The following is a 15,941-nucleotide window of genomic DNA, read 5'->3' on the forward strand; positions in this document are numbered from 1 at the left end:
TGAGAGATGTATAAAGAAAATAAATTAAACAAAACCGGTATAGACATCAATAAAGCTTCGTGGCTATATACAGTACTTTTTATTGCATACATCTTCCTAGGCTCAATGCTTCAAACAGTAGACCTTTACCTAGGTTTATTCGCAGGCGAAGTGCTGATACTTTTAGTTCCAGTCTTAGTTTATGTTAAGCAAAAGAAAGTTAATTTCAAAAGATATTTTAGACTAAATAAAATCACAGGCAAAGAAGCACTTACATCAGTACTTTTAACACTTTTAGTTTATCCACTAGTTGGAATAAGCTCGGCACTTTTAATCAAGTTCTATAGCCTATTTGGCGAGGTAAGAGTGCCTCAAATCAATGTCAAATCAGGCGGACTATCAAGTATATACAGCGTTTTAATTATAGGCGTGCTACCAGCCATTTGCGAAGAATTTTTCGTAAGAGGCCTACTAAGCGCACCAGCCAAAAAATCAAAGGGAAGAAAATTCACATACTTTTACACAGCATTATTATTTATGCTAATGCATGTGAATCCATTCAACATAGTCGCGCCATTCATACTTGGATACGTATTTTCAGTTTTAAACGAAAAAACAAATTCACTTTACTCGTCAATGCTAGGCCACTTCACATTCAATACCTGCTCAGTTATACTTAGCATATTCCAAAAAGATTTGCTAGATAGCGCATCAGCTAGCGATATGAACGTACTAACACTTGGCGAAGCAGATTTAAACATAAGTCTTTTACAAGGCATCTTCATGGTACTCATAGCCATAGTCATAATTTTTGTACTATATAGAGTTTTATCAAAAATGAAGACAAAAGAAGTGACAGAAGAAACAGATTGCACAATGGATACAGAAGAAACAAAGTTTTCATACTTGCCACTTGCCTTTAATATACTGATTTGGGTCATCATGGCAGGATTGCCTCTACTTATGTCACTAGGCATGATAAAAAATTTAAGCTTATAATATTAAGAAAAACTTAAATAAATATTAAAAAAGTCTTGACAATTAAATCAATTTATAGTATCATAGACTAGTCAGCATGAGCTGACTAGTGTGCCCAGATAGCTCAGTCGGTAGAGCAGTAGACTGAAAATCTACGTGTGGCTGGTTCGATCCCGGCTCTGGGCACCACTTGCGGAAATGGCTCAGTGGTAGAGCATCGCCTTGCCAAGGCGAGGGTCGCGAGTTCGAATCTCGTTTTCCGCTCCATTTTTTTGGCGGCATAGCCAAGTGGTAAGGCACAGGTCTGCAAAACCTTGACCACCAGTTCAAATCTGGTTGCCGCCTCCACAAACTTGAAGCGTGTTTGAAGCACGCTTCTTTTTTTGCGCCTAAAATGCTTTTTGTGATATAATTATCTTAGGTGATTAAATGATTGCTATAGTTGACAGCGCTTATTACGATATTCTTCGAGATAAGCTTAGTGAATTTAATATAAAAGTCTATCCATCGTTTGAGAGCAAAATTTTGAAAGGGGCGGTCAAGACTCATCCTGATATGTCGCTTTTTAAATATGATGAAGAGACTTTATTTGCGAGCCGCGAATCGTTTGATTATTATAATGAAATTTTTAAAGGGACTAAGATAAAAATCATCAATGCAAATGAAGATTCTCATGAAAAATATCCATGTGATGTTAAGTTTAATTCGCTTCGTGTAGGTGAGCACTTGATTTGCAAGAAAGCTGTTTGTGCTGATGCCATAATAAAACGTTTTGATGATAATAAAATTATTAATTCGTCTCAAGGCTATGTGAAATGCTCTGTGATTGACATAGGAAGCGAATATTTTGCAAGTGATGACAAATATTTATATGAAATTATAAAATCTTTGGGCAAAAAATGCATTTTGCTAGACAAGGGTTTTGTAAAGATTAAAGATTATGACTATGGATTTATAGGCGGAGCAAGTGGATATGCGCGTGATAAGATATTTTTAACGGGTAAAATTATTAGCGAGGCTAATAGGATTCGCTTGGAAGAATTTGCACGAGAAATCAATAAAGAATTGATTTATTTGACGGAATATGATATATTTGATATAGGAACTTTGATGATTATGGAGGAATAATATGATAGTAAAACCATCGATATTGCCGGGTACTATGGAACTTTTACCTCATGAGCAATTGATTTTTAATAAAATGAAGGACATAATTAGAGAAACTTATGAACTTTTCGCATTTTTACCTATTGATACGCCTGCTTTGGAGAAGACTGAGATACTTCTTGCTAAGGGCGGCGGCGAAACTGAAAAGCAAATTTATAATATTGCAAATACATCGACTGAGACATCTTTGCGCTTTGATTTGACCGTGCCTCTTGCAAGATATGTTAGTATGCATGAGCATGAGCTTAAATTTCCATTCAAAAGATATCAAATTGCCAAGGTTTATAGGGGCGAGAGGAACCAAAAGGGTAGATACAGAGAGTTTTACCAATGTGACTGCGATATCATAGGCGACGAAAAGCTTTCAAAATTCTATGATGCAGAGCTTGTTAAAATCATCAGTATTATATTTAGAAAGTTTGGTTTTGATAAATTCACTATCATGATTAACAATAGAAATATCATGAATGGTTTCTTAAAGAGTCAAGGTGTTGAAGATACTGTAGAGGCTGTTCGTGCGCTTGATAAATATGACAAGATTGGAAGAGATAGCCTTGAGGAGCTTCTTATTAATCAAGGTATAAAGGCGGATTCTGTTAAAAATATTATAGATTTAATCGAGTTTGAAGGAACAAATGAAGAGACTATCGCTCACTTGGAAGGGCTTGGTATTGATAACGAAATTTTCTTAAAAGGTCTTGCTGAGATGAAAGAAGTTTTGGAAAATATCAAATTATTTAATGTTGATAAAAATAATTATAAATTCACTTTAAAATTACAAAGAGGACTTGATTATTACACATCAACTGTTATTGAGACTGTTCTTGATGATTACAAGGAGCTTGGCAGCGTCGCTGGCGGCGGTAGCTATGAAAATCTTACTCAGTTCTACTCAAAGAGAGAGCTTCCAGGCGTTGGTATATCCATCGGATTAACAAGATTATTCTTCCAATTGAGTGAAAAGAACATTCTTCCAAAATTTGAAAGTGAAGAAAAATCTTTCTTGGTCGCTCCACTTGATATTGACATGAGCTACGCCATAAGCGTGTTAAATGAATTACATGAGCTAGGCGCTAACTCTGAAGTACTTTACTCCAAGATGAAGATGAAGAAAATTTTTGATTTTGCCGAAAGCTATAGCTTTGACTATATCATCTTCCTAGGACAAGAAGAGCTTGAGAATAAGAAATTGTCAGTAAGAGACCTTAATAGTAAAGAGAATATAAGCATTAGCATAGACGAATTGAAAACTTTAATAAAATAAATCAATCCCTATACGAATAAGTATAGGGATTTTTACATTTGTTAAAGTACTACTTGAATGTAGCAGGTCTTTTGTGGTATAATAATTTTGAGGTGGTATGATGAAAAAACTTTTATTAATAGTTTTATCTGCTCTTATGTTTTTCATGAGTTTTAATTCTTATGCAAAAAATATTGATGAGTCAAAAATAAATAAAATATCTGGCCTAGTTAACTCTGATTTCGAGGATAAAGTTCTCGAAATACAAGGAGCTAAGAAGGACGCAGCGAAAGCTTTATTCATACCAGCAAGAGAGGTATTTACAAAGCTAAACTTTGATATATATTGGAACGGCGAGGACAAGTCTTGCTATTTCAAAAAAGGTATAAAGAATATAAAGGTTAAGCTTGGATCGAAAAATTATATTACATCAAATAATAATAAGATCGAGCTTGATTATGCTCCTGTGCTCGTAGATATGAAGATGTATCTACCTATAGACGTATTGTACTATTTACTTGATTATGATACATTTGTAGTCGCTGATACAATTTATATAAGAAATGCGATTGATGGCATAAAGACTGGTATAGTGAACGAAGCTAAGTACAGCCTTGCTTATCCAGTATTTTTCAGCACTGAAGATGTAAAAAGAGCTTATAGAAATAATATTAATGAGCAAATCAAAAAATTTGTTGACGAGCACGTTGAAAAAGCTAAGAATGATGCTAATCTTAAGAAGATGTATTTTACTTATGATATAGCAAGGTCTGACGAGAGATTAGTATCTTTATGTTTTTATATCAATAGTGTTTACAATGATGATTCTACAAACAGCGAATTTTATACAAAAACTTTTAACTTCAATAGTGCTGAAGAGATTAAATATGAAGATTTAATTAAAAAAGATCAAAATGTTAGAGAGACGATACTTGAGGATTTAACTAAGACTGAAGAAGAAAAGAACAGCATTAGAAATAATATCAAGAATTATTATATCGTTGATAATTCTATAATCTTGTATTATTACAAGGATACGATTGGAAGTTCCAATATAGGATCTCACTACGTTAGAAGCGAGGACCTAAAATTTTATATAAATGAGGAATATTTAAAATATTTTAATTAAAGGAGTGTAATTATATGAAGGTTGCATTAGTAATGGGCAGCATCTCTGATAAAGAGGTTGTTGAAAAATCACAAAAAGTACTTGATGATTTTGGGGTTGAGTATGAGACAAGGGTTATCTCAGCTCACAGAACACCAGAAGTAGCATTTGATTTTGCTAAAAACGCAAAAAACAATGGTATCGAGGCAATTATAACATTTGCAGGTAAGGCTGCACACTTAGGAGGAGTCATAGCAGGACTTAGTACTCTACCAGTTATAGGAGTTCCTGTAAAGAGCTCTTTAATGGATGGACTTGATTCACTTCTTTCAATTGTTCAAATGCCTAAGGGCGTTCCAGTTGCTACAGTTGCTGTCAATGGCGCAGAAAACGCAGCGATACTAGCTGTTCAAATTTTAGCCATCAAATACGATGAACTTGCTAAGAAACTTGAAGACTACAAAGTTAAGATGAGAGATGACATCGTTAAAATCGATGCAGAACTTAATAAGTAGGTAGAGCTATGGGATTAACATATAAAGACGCTGGTGTAGATAAGACTAAGGGCTACGAAGAAGTAAAACTTATCAAGAGCCTTATAAAATCTACAAACAGAGACGGAGTTTTAAACGATATAGGAAATTTTTCAGGTTTATTCAAGATAGATCTTAAAAAATATGATAAACCAGTATTAGTAAGCGGTACAGATGGTGTAGGAACAAAATTAAAGCTTGCATTTATCTTAGATAAGCACGACACAATCGGTATAGACGCTGTGGCAATGTGTGTTAACGACATCATTTGCCAAGGCGCTGAACCACTTTTCTTCCTTGATTACATCGCTTCATCTAAGCTTATCCCTGAAAAGATGGCTGAGATAGTCTCAGGTGTTGCTGAGGGATGCAAAATGAGTCATGCTGCGCTTATAGGCGGAGAAACAGCTGAAATGCCAGGCTTCTACGGGGAAGGCGAGTACGATATAGCTGGTTTTGCTGTAGGTGTAGTAAATGAAGATAAAATTATAGATGGCTCAAAGATTGAAGATGGTGACGTTATCATCGGTCTTAGATCAAGTGGTGTTCACTCAAATGGTTTTTCACTAGTTAGAAAAATTATTTTTGATAATGATAAAGTTGATGTAAACAAAAAATATGACGGACTTGACGATACTTTACTAAATGTATTACTTACACCAACAAGAATTTATTACGATCCAATGATGGATATCATCGAACATGTTAATGTTAAGGCAATCTCACACATAACAGGTGGTGGCTTCTATGAAAACATTCCTAGAATGATTAAAGACGGCTACACAGCTGTTATAGATCTAAAAGATTATGAAATACCACAAATTTTCAAATATTTAATGACTTGGGCTGACGTTCATATAGAAGAAATGTTCGGTACATTCAATATGGGTATAGGCATGGTATTTGCTGTATCTAAGGACGAATTAGCAAAAACTGAAGAACTTCTTAAGAAACATGGCGAAGATTATATATTACTAGGCCATATTGAAGAAAAAGAAACTAAGGAAAAGATATGTCTAAATTTAAAATAGCCGTTCTAGCATCAGGTTCTGGCACGAATTTTCAAGCCATAATTGATGCGGTTAAAGAAAAAAAGCTTGATGCTGAGATAGTTTGTCTTATAAGCGATAGAAAAGTTGCCTATGCACAAGAAAGAGCTAAGGACAATGGTATTGATACCTACTACTTTAGTATTAAAAAATATGCTGACAGCGATGAATTTAATCACGCAATCGTAGAAGTACTTGATAAGTACGAGCCAGATTTAATCGTACTTGCAGGATACTTAAAGATTTTATCGCATGAATTTATACAAAAGTATAGAGGCAAAATCATCAACATACATCCATCACTAATACCAAAGCATTGCGGCGATGGTTTTTGGGGCATGAAAGTTCATGAGAGCGTTATAAAAGCAGGCGATGAGTACTCTGGAGCTACAGTTCATTTTGTTGATGAAGGAACAGATACGGGCAAAATTATTATACAAAGAAAAATCAAGCTAGCTGAGGACGAAACGGCAGAATCTTTGCAAAAGAAGATTTTAAATGAGATAGAACACAAAATTTTGATTGAAGCGATAAATAAAATAATAGGGGGCAAAATTAATGAAAAAAGCATTGATTAGCGTTTATGACAAAACAGGCATCGTTGAATTTGCTAAAGAGCTTGAAAATTTAGGCTACGGTATAATTTCAACTGGTGGAACTTATAAAAAACTCATAGACGCTGGCTTAAAAGTAGAAGAAGTTACTGAAGTAACTAATTTTCCAGAATGTTTAGATGGCAGAGTAAAGACATTAAATCCATACATTCACTGCGGTATACTTTATAGAAGAGACTTAGAAGAGGATAAGGACTTTGTTAAAAAGATGAATATATCAGATATTGACATCATAGTTAACAATCTATATCCATTCGAAGAATATGTTAATGACCCAAGCAAAACTCACGAAGAAATTATCGAAAAGATAGATATAGGCGGACCATCTATGATTAGAGCGGCTGCTAAAAACTATAAATTCGTGACAGTTATCATGGATCCAAGCGATTTTGATCTAGTATTAAAAGAACTAAAAGAAAATAAAGAAACATCACTAAAGACAAGAGAGTATCTTGCTGGAAAAGTATTTAACTACACAGCTTATTATGACTCACTAATTGCTGCTTACTTTAATAAAAAAGAAGGAATTGATTTTCCTGAGTATTATACTAAGGGCTACAAGAAGATTAGTTCACTTAGATATGGCGAAAACCCACATCAAAAAGCAGCTTTCTATAAAGAGTCAAAAGTTGAAGAAGGCTCTTTAGTATCAGCAAAGCAATTACATGGCAAGGAATTATCATTTAATAATATTAACGATGCTAATGGCGCACTTGAAACATTAAAGATGTTTACAGAAAAACCAACAATAGTTGCCGTTAAGCACACAAACCCATGTGGCGTTGGTTCAGCAGATACTTTAGCTGAAGCATTTAGAAAGGCTCGTGACTGTGACGACCAATCAATCTTTGGTGGCATCATAGCATCAAATAGAGAGATTGACGCCGAAACAGCTGAAGAGATGAGAGACATCTTCTTAGAAGTAATCATGGCTCCATCATATACAGAAGAAGCATTTAAAATATTAACAGACAAAAAGAAAAACAGAAGAATATTAACAATTGAAAATATTACAAATAATGAGTATACATCAAAGGATATGAAAAAGGTATTATCTGGAATGATACTTCAAGACAGAGATACAGAACTTTTTGAAGACTTTGAATGCGTTACTGATAGAAAACCAACAGAAAAAGAAATAGAAGACCTTAAATTTGGATGGAAAGTAGTTAAGAACTGCAAGTCAAACGCAACACTACTTGCAAAAGACTCAGCTACAGTCGGCATAGGTCTTGGCAGTGTAAACAGATTCTTCACTGTAGAAAGATCAGTTAAGATGGCGGGAGACAAGGCAAAAGGAGCAGTGCTTGCATCAGATGCTTTCTTCCCATTCACAGACTCAGTTGAATTACTTGCAAAACAAGGCGTTACAGCCATAATTCAACCGGGCGGATCAGTAGCAGACGAAGACGTTATAAAGTGCTGCAACGAACACAATATAGCAATGATATTTACTCATATGAGACATTTTAGACATTAGGAGGTAAAAAATGGAGAAGTTTTTTGAATTAAAGAAAAACGGAACAAACACAAGAACCGAGATAGTTGCCGGTATTACTACATTTATGACTATGGCATACATCCTAGTAGTAAACCCAATTATTTTAGGATCAACAGGCATGGATCAAAACGCAATTTTTACAGCGACAGCACTATCAGCAGCAATCGCTACATTAATCATGGCATTATACGCTAAATATCCATTCGCTTTAGCACCAGGCATGGGCCTTAATGCATATTTTGCATACTCTGTAGTAGCTAACCAAGGACTTTCTTGGGAATTTGCATTAACAGCTGTATTGATAGAAGGTATTATATTTATCGCTCTATCATTTTTCAAAGGAAGAGAAGTAATTTTCGACGCTATACCATTGACACTAAAAAAAGCAGTTTCAGTAGGTATAGGCTTATTCATTTCTCTAATCGGTCTATCAGGATCAGGCATAATAGTTCACCCTGAAGGAACAATCGTTGGACTAGGAAACATTAAAGAAGGCACAGCATTATTAGCACTTATTGGTTTATTAATTACATTTATACTAGTAATTAGAAAAGTTAAAGGCGCATTATTACTTGGAATTATTTTAACAACAATCATCGGTATTCCTATGGGAATAACAACAATACCTGAAGGATTTAAAATATTCTCACTACCACCATCAGTTGAACCGATAGCATTTAAATTTGATTTTTCACAAGTTTTCTCAACACAAATGTTTATGGCAGTATTAACATTCTTATTCGTAGATATGTTCGATACAGTAGGTACACTAGCTGGTGTTGCATCAAAATCAAATATGCTTGATAAAGATGGCAAATTACCTAGAGTAAGTAAGGCTTTCTTCGCTGACTCAGTAGGTACAGTAGTTGGTTCAATGCTTGGTACTTCAACAGTAACAACATTTGTTGAATCATCAGCAGGTGTAGCTGAAGGCGGAAGAACTGGTTTAACATCACTAACAACAGCAGTTATGTTCTTATTAGCATTATTCATCGCACCAATATTTACACTAGTACCAGCAGCAGCAACAGCTCCAGCACTTATTACTGTTGGTATGTTCATGATGGAACCAATCATGGATATAGATTTTAGAGATTATACAGAAGCAATCCCAGCATTCTTAACTATAGCTATGATGCCATTTGCATATAGCATCGCTGAAGGTATCTTCTTTGGTATGATTAGCTACACAGTATTAAAGACAATTGCTGGCAGATATAAAGAAGTTTCTCCACTTATGTGGATACTTTCGATATTATTTGTATTAAGATATATATTTATAGTATAAATTAGTTTATTAAATCGTTAAATGTGGTATATATAATACTGTAGAGTATAAAATAAATTTACAATATTATAAAGGAGGTACAAATGAAAACAGACGTACAAATTGCTCAAGAAGCAAAAATGAAAGACATAACAGAAATCGCGGCACACTTAAATATTGATGATGAGGACTTAATACAATATGGTCACTACAAAGCCAAGGTAGACCTAAGAGTTTTTGACAAACTAAAAGACAAAAAAGATGGTAAACTTATCTTAGTTACAGCTATCAACCCAACACCAGCAGGTGAAGGAAAGACAACTGTTAACATCGGTTTATCAATGGCTTTAAACAAATTAGGTAAAAAAGCTATCTCAGCTCTAAGAGAACCATCATTAGGACCATCATTTGGTGTTAAAGGCGGAGCAGCAGGCGGCGGCTATGCACAAGTAGTTCCTATGGCCGATATAAACCTACACTTCACAGGAGACTTCCACGCAATAACATCAGCTAACAACTTAATCTCAGCTATGTTAGACAACCACATTCATCAAGGCAATGAACAAGGCATAGATATAAGAAGAGTTGTTTGGAAGAGATGCGTTGACTTAAACGACAGAGCTTTAAGAAACGTTATAGTTGGTCTAGGCGGAAAACCTAATGGCTATCCAAGAGAAGACGGCTTTGACATAACAGTAGCTTCAGAAATCATGGCTATATTATGTCTATCAACTAGTCTTGAAAACTTTAAAGAAAGAGTATCAAGAGTAATTATCGCTTATAGACGTGACGGATCACCAGTTTATGTTAAAGACATCAAGGCACAAGGTGCAGTAACATTACTTATGAAAGACGCTATCATGCCAAACTTAGTACAAACACTTGAAAATACACCAGCACTAATCCATGGTGGACCATTTGCTAATATCGCTCACGGTTGTAACTCAATTATGGCAACAAAACTTGGTATGAAGCTAGCTGATTACACAGTTACTGAAGCAGGCTTCGGCGCTGACCTAGGAGCAGAAAAGTTCTTAGACATCAAATGTAGATTTGGTGATTTAAAACCATCAGCAGCAGTTATAGTTGCTACAATAAGAGCTTTAAAACATCACGGTGGAGCTACAAAAGAAAATTATGATAAAGAAGATTTAGTGGCACTTGAAAAAGGCTTTGCAAATCTTGAAAAACACATAGAAAATATTAAGAAATTCGGACTACCAGCTATAGTTTCTATAAACAGATTCCCAAGCGATACTGAAAATGAAATTAAGTTTATTGAAGACAGATTAGCTAAGATGGGCGTTGAATGCTCACTTACAGAAGTATTCGCAAAAGGCGGAGACGGAGCATTAGATCTAGCTGAAAAAGTTATCAAAGTATGCGATGAAGACAAAGCAAACTTCAAACCATTATACGATGTTAACCTTTCAATCAAAGAAAAACTTGAAATAATCGCTAAAGAAGTTTATGGAGCTGACGGAGTAGAATTTACTGTACCAGCAATGAAGAACGTCAAGAACTTAGAAAAATTAGGCTTAGACAAGATGCCAATCTGCGTTGCTAAGACACAATATTCATTATCTGATAACCCAGACTTACTTGCAAGACCTGAAGGCTTCCACATAGTAGTTAGAGAAGTAAAAGTATCAAATGGCGCTGGATTCTTGATAGCACTTACAGGCAGCATAATGACAATGCCAGGTCTACCAAAGGTACCAGCAGCAGACAACATTGACATATTACCATCAGGAGAAATTGTAGGATTATTCTAAATAATAATATAGAGGGGGAAAAGAAATGGCTTACAGTTCAAAATTAAAAAGCGAACAAACAGACGGCTTCTTCGAAGCAATCTTATCGCTAGAAACAATGGAAGAATGCTACAGATTCTTTGAAGACATCTGCACAATCAAAGAAATTCAAGCAATAGCTCAAAGACTTGAAGTAGCAAAACAACTTAAAGAAAACAAAACTTACAACGAAATCGAAGTAGCAACAGGCGCTTCAACAGCAACAATCTCAAGAATCAACAGATCACTTAACTATGGTGCTGACGGTTATAAGTTAATATTCAAGAAATTAGGCTTAGAAGACTAATATAAATAAGGCTCCTTTATGGAGCCTTATTTATTTACATATATTAATTTTTTAGGGGGTACAATATGATTGATTGGTTTAAAGCATTTATAATTATGTTTAAAGCACATAAAGGTCAAAAAGATAAAGGAGGAGGGGCATATTTTTTACACCCACTAAGAGTATCTCTTAATATAAAAGACAAAAGAGCAAAGGTGATAGGCCTATTACATGATGTGATTGAAGACAGCGATAAATATAAGCTAAGTGATTTTAATTTTTTAGATGAAGAACAAGTGGAGGCGCTTAAAACTCTAACTCATGATAAGTCTGTTCATTATTTTGATTATATAGATAAAATTAAAAAGAATCCATTGGCACGAAAAGTTAAGCTATCTGATTTGAAGGATAATATGAATTTAAAAAGACTTAAAGAAATTACCGAGAAAGATAGAGAAAGATTTGCTAAGTATGAAAAGGCGAGAAAAATACTTTTAGATGCAGAGGAATATAATATATAATTTATTTTAATTAAATTAAGAATTTAAAATATTTTTTCTTGATTTTTACTTTAAAGTATGTTAATATATATAGGTAAGCCGAAATGATGGAATTGGCAGACGTACAGGACTCAAAATCCTGCGGTAGCAATACCGTGCGGGTTCGACCCCCGCTTTCGGCACCAATATTATACTCTATAAACAAGTAGTTAAGCGCTACTTGTTTTTTTGTGCAAATTTTAACTGAGTGTTAATCATATCTATTTTCATATAATTAAAAGAAAAAAGAGCTCTCGTTATTGAGAGCTCATCTTGTATCTAAAAAATATTTTAATTATTTATCTAAAAATTCTTCATATAATCTTTGTGCTGTTTCTGTACCAGCTATACCACCGATGGCTGTTTCTTTTAGTGCAACTGGTAGTTCTTTACCAACATTACCCATAGCGCCGACTGTTTCATCAAAAGGTATTAGTGCTTCAACGCCTGCTAGTGCAAGGTCTGCTGATATGATTGCGTTTACAACGCCTGATGCATTTCTTAAATTACAAGGGTATTCAACAAGACCACAAACTGGGTCGCATATAAGTCCCATGATGTTTTTAAGTGCAAAGCTTGCCGATGTAAATATTTGTTCTATGCTTCCGCCTTTTAGTTCAACGATTGCAGCAGCAGCCATCGCAGCGGCAGCACCGCATTCTGCTTGACATCCGCCTTCAGCACCTGATATAGTTGCGTTAACTGCGATTATCTCACCAACTGCTGAAGCTGTTAGTAGGGCATTAAATATTTCTTCGTCTGTATGATTAAATTCTTCTTGCATAGTAACTAGTGTTGCTGGCAAAATTCCTGATGCACCTGCTGTAGGAGCGGCAACTATTCTACCCATGGATGCGTTTATTTCTGATGTAGATAAAGCTCTTGCCATAGCCTTATTGATTAACGAGCCAGATACTGAATTGCCGCTTTCAGCATATTCATTAACTTTAAAAGCGTTTTTTCCAGTCATTCCGCTCATTGACATGATTGGTGTTTCAAGACCAGCTGTAGCTGATTTTTTCATAATTTCATAAGTTTTTCTTAAGTACTCATAAACATCTTCTTTACTTAGCTCTTCAGCTTCCATCTCTTCTTGTAGTTGTAATTCATATATTTTTTTATTTTGTTCTTTGCATGCGTCCATCATGCTTGAAGCGCTTGTATACATATTAATTATCCTCCTTAACAGGGTTTAAATACTTAACGAATAAGAAATCATCGATTCTACTAATATCATTTATAGTTGCTTCATCAAAGTCAGAGTCAAGTTCGCATATAAGTGTAGCGACTTTACCAGTTCTGTCTACATGTAAATCGGCAATGTTCATGCCTGATATTGCAAATGTAGCTGTGATTCTTGATATAATACCTTTTTTGTCAATGTACTTAGCAACTAGAGTAGGTTTTTCTCCTGAGAATTCAACGTCAGCGCCATTGATATCTTTTATAAGTATGCTTCCACCGCCGATTGAGCTGCCTTGAACGTAGAAGTCATCGTGATCATCGTAATGAAAGACCATCTTAACTGTGTTTGGATGAACATAGCCAAGGTCTGACTTGATAAATTCATACTCAAGACCTCTTTCTTCTGCTATGTCGAATGAGTGTTTAATTTCTTCACTATCTGGGAAGAAGTCCATAACCCCTGCAAGTATGGCTTTATCAGTACCGTGTCCTTTATATGTCTCTCTAAAAGAGCCATGTAAGTAAAAAGAGACTTTTTTGAATCCCTTTGGTGCTAGCTTCATTGCAATCCTTCCTAATCTTGCTGCTCCAGCTGTGTGTGAGCTTGAAGGACCTATCATAATTGGTCCTAAAATAGATTTTAAATTATAATTTTCCATTTTTTCTCCTCTTTTTCTTCTTTAATGTATTTAATACGAAGGCTACAATTAACGCTGAGAATATGTATGACATAATTATGTAGCTTGCTTTAATTATTAGCGGTGTACTTTCTTTTTTTTCAACTGAATCTGTTGTGTCTAGCATTTTTGAGTTATTGCTAGTCTTAATGCTTATGTGATCTTCATTTACATCACATTTAAAATAGTTTTGAAATAATTTCATTATATCTTCTAAAGGAATTATAAGTGTATTATTATAAGTTATTGCTTCTTTTGTTAAGTGAACTTTTTCAGCTCCTAAGCCAGCCTCGTTTGTGCCTAGCTCAAGATTAATTAAATTACCAATAGTATATTTACCATTCGCCTCGTTTTTATAAACAAGATTTAGTGGTTTTATTATTTCTTCTAAACTTACATATTTAATTCCATCGATTATATATGCGTTTTCAAGAGCGGTGCTCTTTGTGACATCAGTTTCATAACTTATATCAAATTTTTTAATATCGTCTGTTTTTTCTAAATTATTTATAATAAAAGATTTAGCTCCATTTTGATTGTTCTGTCCGTGATTAAAAGTTACTATGCCATTATGAACAAGATATTTTACGCCAAGACTTGGTTTAACGCTGTTAATATTTGAATTGATACTGATTTTTTTTGCATCAATTGTTAAGAATGAGGCGCTTTGACCCACTTCAATTGTTGATGCACTCATGTATTTATCCAAATTAAGCACTTTGTATGGCATGTAGCTTAATTTATTCGCTATCTCAATACTGTCTATGTCTAAATCTCTTGCTAGTCTGATATACTCTAGAAATGAGTTAACATTGACAGGGTAGAGCTTAGTCGATGTATTTGCAAGATTTGGGTTACTTGCAATAAGCGAATATTTTGATTTAATCATAATGCCTATGTCTGAGTCGTTAAGCGCGTCGTGTATAATAACATCTTCCTTAGTATTGATTATGTCCTTATACTGATGAATTTGGTAGAACATATTTGAGCTTGCAAGTTGAAGCTTTGATGTATTATTATTATATTTTTTAACCACATCGATGTTGTCTTTATAATTTGTTAAAACAATGTATTTGAACGGATTAAAAGTGTAATAAAGATTTTCATGTTCTTCGTTATGTTTATTTATCAAGTTATTAATAGCAGAAATTTTATCTGGACCAGCAAAGTCATTCATATCGCACAAGACAAAATGATTTTTGCTATCTTTGATAATATCCATAATTTGATTTACAGTTTGTATTATGTTTTCGTGTTTGATTTTGCTAAGCTTAATATAATATACAAAGTCATCATCATTAACAGATTTCATCGTATTTATTAAAAGATTAAGATCATTCGCTTCCTCTATAGATATTTTAACTCCAGCAGATTTTGCTTCTTTTTCCTTTAATATGGCTTCAACGATTTGTTTGATTGCTTTATCGTCATATTTGTTTTCATTTTCTTCAAGTATAGCTTTTTTAATACTTTCTGAATCTGTTATTGATAGATAATCGTTAGTAGTTAAGATGCCTTCAACGCTCTTTGACCAAGCGTCGATATCAGCTGTGTTAGTTCTAACGCTTTTACCTATACCGTCAGCAGATTTCATAAGGTCAATATCACGCGATGCGTTAGTGCTGTCCATATCGATAAACTCTCTTAGAAGCATTGCGCCTTCACCATCTATCACTCTGTTGGCTTTAACTTCGCCTTTAGTAATCTGTTTAATTTTTCCTCCGCTGATAGCAATATTATATTTATATAAAATTTCATTTCTAGCTGGATTAACTATATTAACATTTTTTATTGCTAAATCATAATTAAATACAAAGCTCGCCGTTTTATTAGGATCTTCACTTTCTTTAGTAGATTCGCTCGCATAAACATTAATACTTGTAATGATTAAAGATAAAAGCAATAAAAAAGAGAATAATTTTTTTGACAAATTAATCACCTCTGCTATATTATATACTAAATAATAGTATAAATAAAGCTTTTTTTACAATTTATGAAGAAATATTTATGAATTTGTTGTAT

Annotated in this window: 15 protein-coding genes and 4 tRNA genes; 16 read left to right on the forward strand and 3 right to left on the reverse strand. The window is 34.2% G+C overall.

Annotated features, from left to right (window positions below; all coding sequences use genetic code 11):
* The first annotated feature begins 6 nt into the window (after nucleotides 1–6).
* From M1R53_RS03365 to M1R53_RS03440, 16 genes are all read left to right on the forward strand, one after another.
* Nucleotides 7–978 (forward strand): CPBP family intramembrane glutamic endopeptidase, encoded by a 972-nt coding sequence (locus M1R53_RS03365; protein WP_249243069.1) that lies wholly within the window; start codon nucleotides 7–9, stop codon nucleotides 976–978.
* Between the two features lie 92 nt (nucleotides 979–1,070).
* A tRNA-Phe gene (locus tag M1R53_RS03370) sits at nucleotides 1,071–1,146 on the forward strand.
* A gap of 3 nt (nucleotides 1,147–1,149) precedes the next feature.
* Nucleotides 1,150–1,224: transfer RNA gene (locus M1R53_RS03375), tRNA-Gly, on the forward strand.
* 7 nt (nucleotides 1,225–1,231) lie between these two features.
* A tRNA-Cys gene (locus M1R53_RS03380) sits at nucleotides 1,232–1,305 on the forward strand.
* An 81-nt stretch (nucleotides 1,306–1,386) separates the two neighbouring features.
* Nucleotides 1,387–2,085 carry a DUF6873 family GME fold protein gene (locus tag M1R53_RS03385; protein WP_249243070.1) on the forward strand — a complete coding sequence of 233 codons (699 nt, stop codon included), beginning with the start codon at nucleotides 1,387–1,389 and terminating at the stop codon, nucleotides 2,083–2,085.
* A 1-nt stretch (nucleotide 2,086) separates the two neighbouring features.
* Nucleotides 2,087–3,388 carry a histidine--tRNA ligase gene (gene hisS, locus M1R53_RS03390; RefSeq protein ID WP_249243071.1) on the forward strand — a complete coding sequence of 434 codons (1,302 nt, stop codon included), beginning with the start codon at nucleotides 2,087–2,089 and terminating at the stop codon, nucleotides 3,386–3,388.
* Between the two features lie 100 nt (nucleotides 3,389–3,488).
* Nucleotides 3,489–4,496 (forward strand): copper amine oxidase N-terminal domain-containing protein, encoded by a 1,008-nt coding sequence (locus tag M1R53_RS03395; RefSeq protein WP_249243072.1) that lies wholly within the window; start codon nucleotides 3,489–3,491, stop codon nucleotides 4,494–4,496.
* A gap of 14 nt (nucleotides 4,497–4,510) precedes the next feature.
* Entirely contained in the window at nucleotides 4,511–4,990 is a 480-nt protein-coding gene (gene purE / locus M1R53_RS03400; protein WP_070598739.1) for a 5-(carboxyamino)imidazole ribonucleotide mutase, read from the forward strand.
* Between the two features lie 8 nt (nucleotides 4,991–4,998).
* A complete protein-coding gene (gene purM, locus M1R53_RS03405) occupies nucleotides 4,999–6,039 on the forward strand; it encodes a phosphoribosylformylglycinamidine cyclo-ligase (RefSeq protein ID WP_249243073.1) in 1,041 nt (346 codons plus the stop codon).
* Entirely contained in the window at nucleotides 6,021–6,635 is a 615-nt protein-coding gene (gene purN, locus M1R53_RS03410; RefSeq protein WP_249243074.1) for a phosphoribosylglycinamide formyltransferase, read from the forward strand. Before purM ends, purN begins: the two co-directional genes overlap by 19 nt.
* Entirely contained in the window at nucleotides 6,616–8,151 is a 1,536-nt protein-coding gene (purH, locus tag M1R53_RS03415) for a bifunctional phosphoribosylaminoimidazolecarboxamide formyltransferase/IMP cyclohydrolase (protein ID WP_070598742.1), read from the forward strand. Before purN ends, purH begins: the two co-directional genes overlap by 20 nt.
* Nucleotides 8,152–8,161: 10 nt before the next feature.
* The gene (locus M1R53_RS03420) at nucleotides 8,162–9,460 is read left to right on the forward strand and encodes an NCS2 family permease (protein WP_085840276.1); all 1,299 of its coding nucleotides are present in this window, start codon (nucleotides 8,162–8,164) and stop codon (nucleotides 9,458–9,460) included.
* Nucleotides 9,461–9,543: 83 nt separating this feature from the next.
* Nucleotides 9,544–11,214: a formate--tetrahydrofolate ligase gene (locus M1R53_RS03425; RefSeq protein ID WP_249243075.1), complete on the forward strand. Its 1,671-nt coding sequence runs from the start codon at nucleotides 9,544–9,546 to the stop codon at nucleotides 11,212–11,214.
* A 25-nt stretch (nucleotides 11,215–11,239) separates the two neighbouring features.
* A complete protein-coding gene (locus M1R53_RS03430; RefSeq protein WP_019214736.1) occupies nucleotides 11,240–11,539 on the forward strand; it encodes a YerC/YecD family TrpR-related protein in 300 nt (99 codons plus the stop codon).
* A 65-nt stretch (nucleotides 11,540–11,604) separates the two neighbouring features.
* Nucleotides 11,605–12,039 (forward strand): GTP pyrophosphokinase, encoded by a 435-nt coding sequence (locus tag M1R53_RS03435; RefSeq protein WP_249243076.1) that lies wholly within the window; start codon nucleotides 11,605–11,607, stop codon nucleotides 12,037–12,039.
* Nucleotides 12,040–12,116: 77 nt separating this feature from the next.
* Nucleotides 12,117–12,203: transfer RNA gene (locus M1R53_RS03440), tRNA-Leu, on the forward strand.
* Between the two features lie 149 nt (nucleotides 12,204–12,352).
* Here the strand turns inward: M1R53_RS03440 and sdaAA are convergent.
* From sdaAA to M1R53_RS03455, 3 genes are read right to left on the reverse strand one after another with little or no spacing between them, the layout of a single operon-like run.
* Nucleotides 12,353–13,225 (reverse strand): L-serine ammonia-lyase, iron-sulfur-dependent, subunit alpha, encoded by an 873-nt coding sequence (sdaAA, locus tag M1R53_RS03445; RefSeq protein WP_249243077.1) that lies wholly within the window; start codon nucleotides 13,223–13,225, stop codon nucleotides 12,353–12,355.
* Between the two features lies 1 nt (nucleotide 13,226).
* Complete coding sequence (gene sdaAB / locus M1R53_RS03450) at nucleotides 13,227–13,901, reverse strand: L-serine ammonia-lyase, iron-sulfur-dependent subunit beta (RefSeq protein ID WP_249243078.1); 675 nt, start codon at nucleotides 13,899–13,901, stop codon at nucleotides 13,227–13,229.
* Nucleotides 13,888–15,849, reverse strand: a complete 1,962-nt coding sequence (locus M1R53_RS03455; RefSeq protein WP_249243079.1) for a hypothetical protein — start codon at nucleotides 15,847–15,849, stop codon at nucleotides 13,888–13,890. Before M1R53_RS03455 ends, sdaAB begins: the two co-directional genes overlap by 14 nt.
* Between the last annotated feature and the right edge of the window lie 92 nt (nucleotides 15,850–15,941).

Source organism: Fenollaria massiliensis, from assembly GCF_023347705.1.
In the GTDB taxonomy this organism is placed as follows: domain Bacteria; phylum Bacillota; class Clostridia; order Tissierellales; family Peptoniphilaceae; genus Fenollaria; species Fenollaria massiliensis.

Coding starts and splice junctions, on each gene's coding strand:
- purM (WP_249243073.1), top strand. CDS start 4,999: ATGGGATTAACATATAAAGACGCTGGTGTAGATAAGACTAAGGGCTAC.
- M1R53_RS03425 (WP_249243075.1), top strand. CDS start 9,544: ATGAAAACAGACGTACAAATTGCTCAAGAAGCAAAAATGAAAGACATA.
- hisS (WP_249243071.1), top strand. CDS start 2,087: ATGATAGTAAAACCATCGATATTGCCGGGTACTATGGAACTTTTACCT.
- sdaAA (WP_249243077.1), bottom strand. CDS start 13,225: ATGTATACAAGCGCTTCAAGCATGATGGACGCATGCAAAGAACAAAAT.
- M1R53_RS03420 (WP_085840276.1), top strand. CDS start 8,162: ATGGAGAAGTTTTTTGAATTAAAGAAAAACGGAACAAACACAAGAACC.
- M1R53_RS03385 (WP_249243070.1), top strand. CDS start 1,387: ATGATTGCTATAGTTGACAGCGCTTATTACGATATTCTTCGAGATAAG.
- purE (WP_070598739.1), top strand. CDS start 4,511: ATGAAGGTTGCATTAGTAATGGGCAGCATCTCTGATAAAGAGGTTGTT.
- purH (WP_070598742.1), top strand. CDS start 6,616: ATGAAAAAAGCATTGATTAGCGTTTATGACAAAACAGGCATCGTTGAA.
- M1R53_RS03395 (WP_249243072.1), top strand. CDS start 3,489: ATGAAAAAACTTTTATTAATAGTTTTATCTGCTCTTATGTTTTTCATG.
- M1R53_RS03365 (WP_249243069.1), top strand. CDS start 7: ATGTATAAAGAAAATAAATTAAACAAAACCGGTATAGACATCAATAAA.
- M1R53_RS03430 (WP_019214736.1), top strand. CDS start 11,240: ATGGCTTACAGTTCAAAATTAAAAAGCGAACAAACAGACGGCTTCTTC.
- M1R53_RS03435 (WP_249243076.1), top strand. CDS start 11,605: ATGATTGATTGGTTTAAAGCATTTATAATTATGTTTAAAGCACATAAA.
- sdaAB (WP_249243078.1), bottom strand. CDS start 13,901: ATGGAAAATTATAATTTAAAATCTATTTTAGGACCAATTATGATAGGT.
- purN (WP_249243074.1), top strand. CDS start 6,021: ATGTCTAAATTTAAAATAGCCGTTCTAGCATCAGGTTCTGGCACGAAT.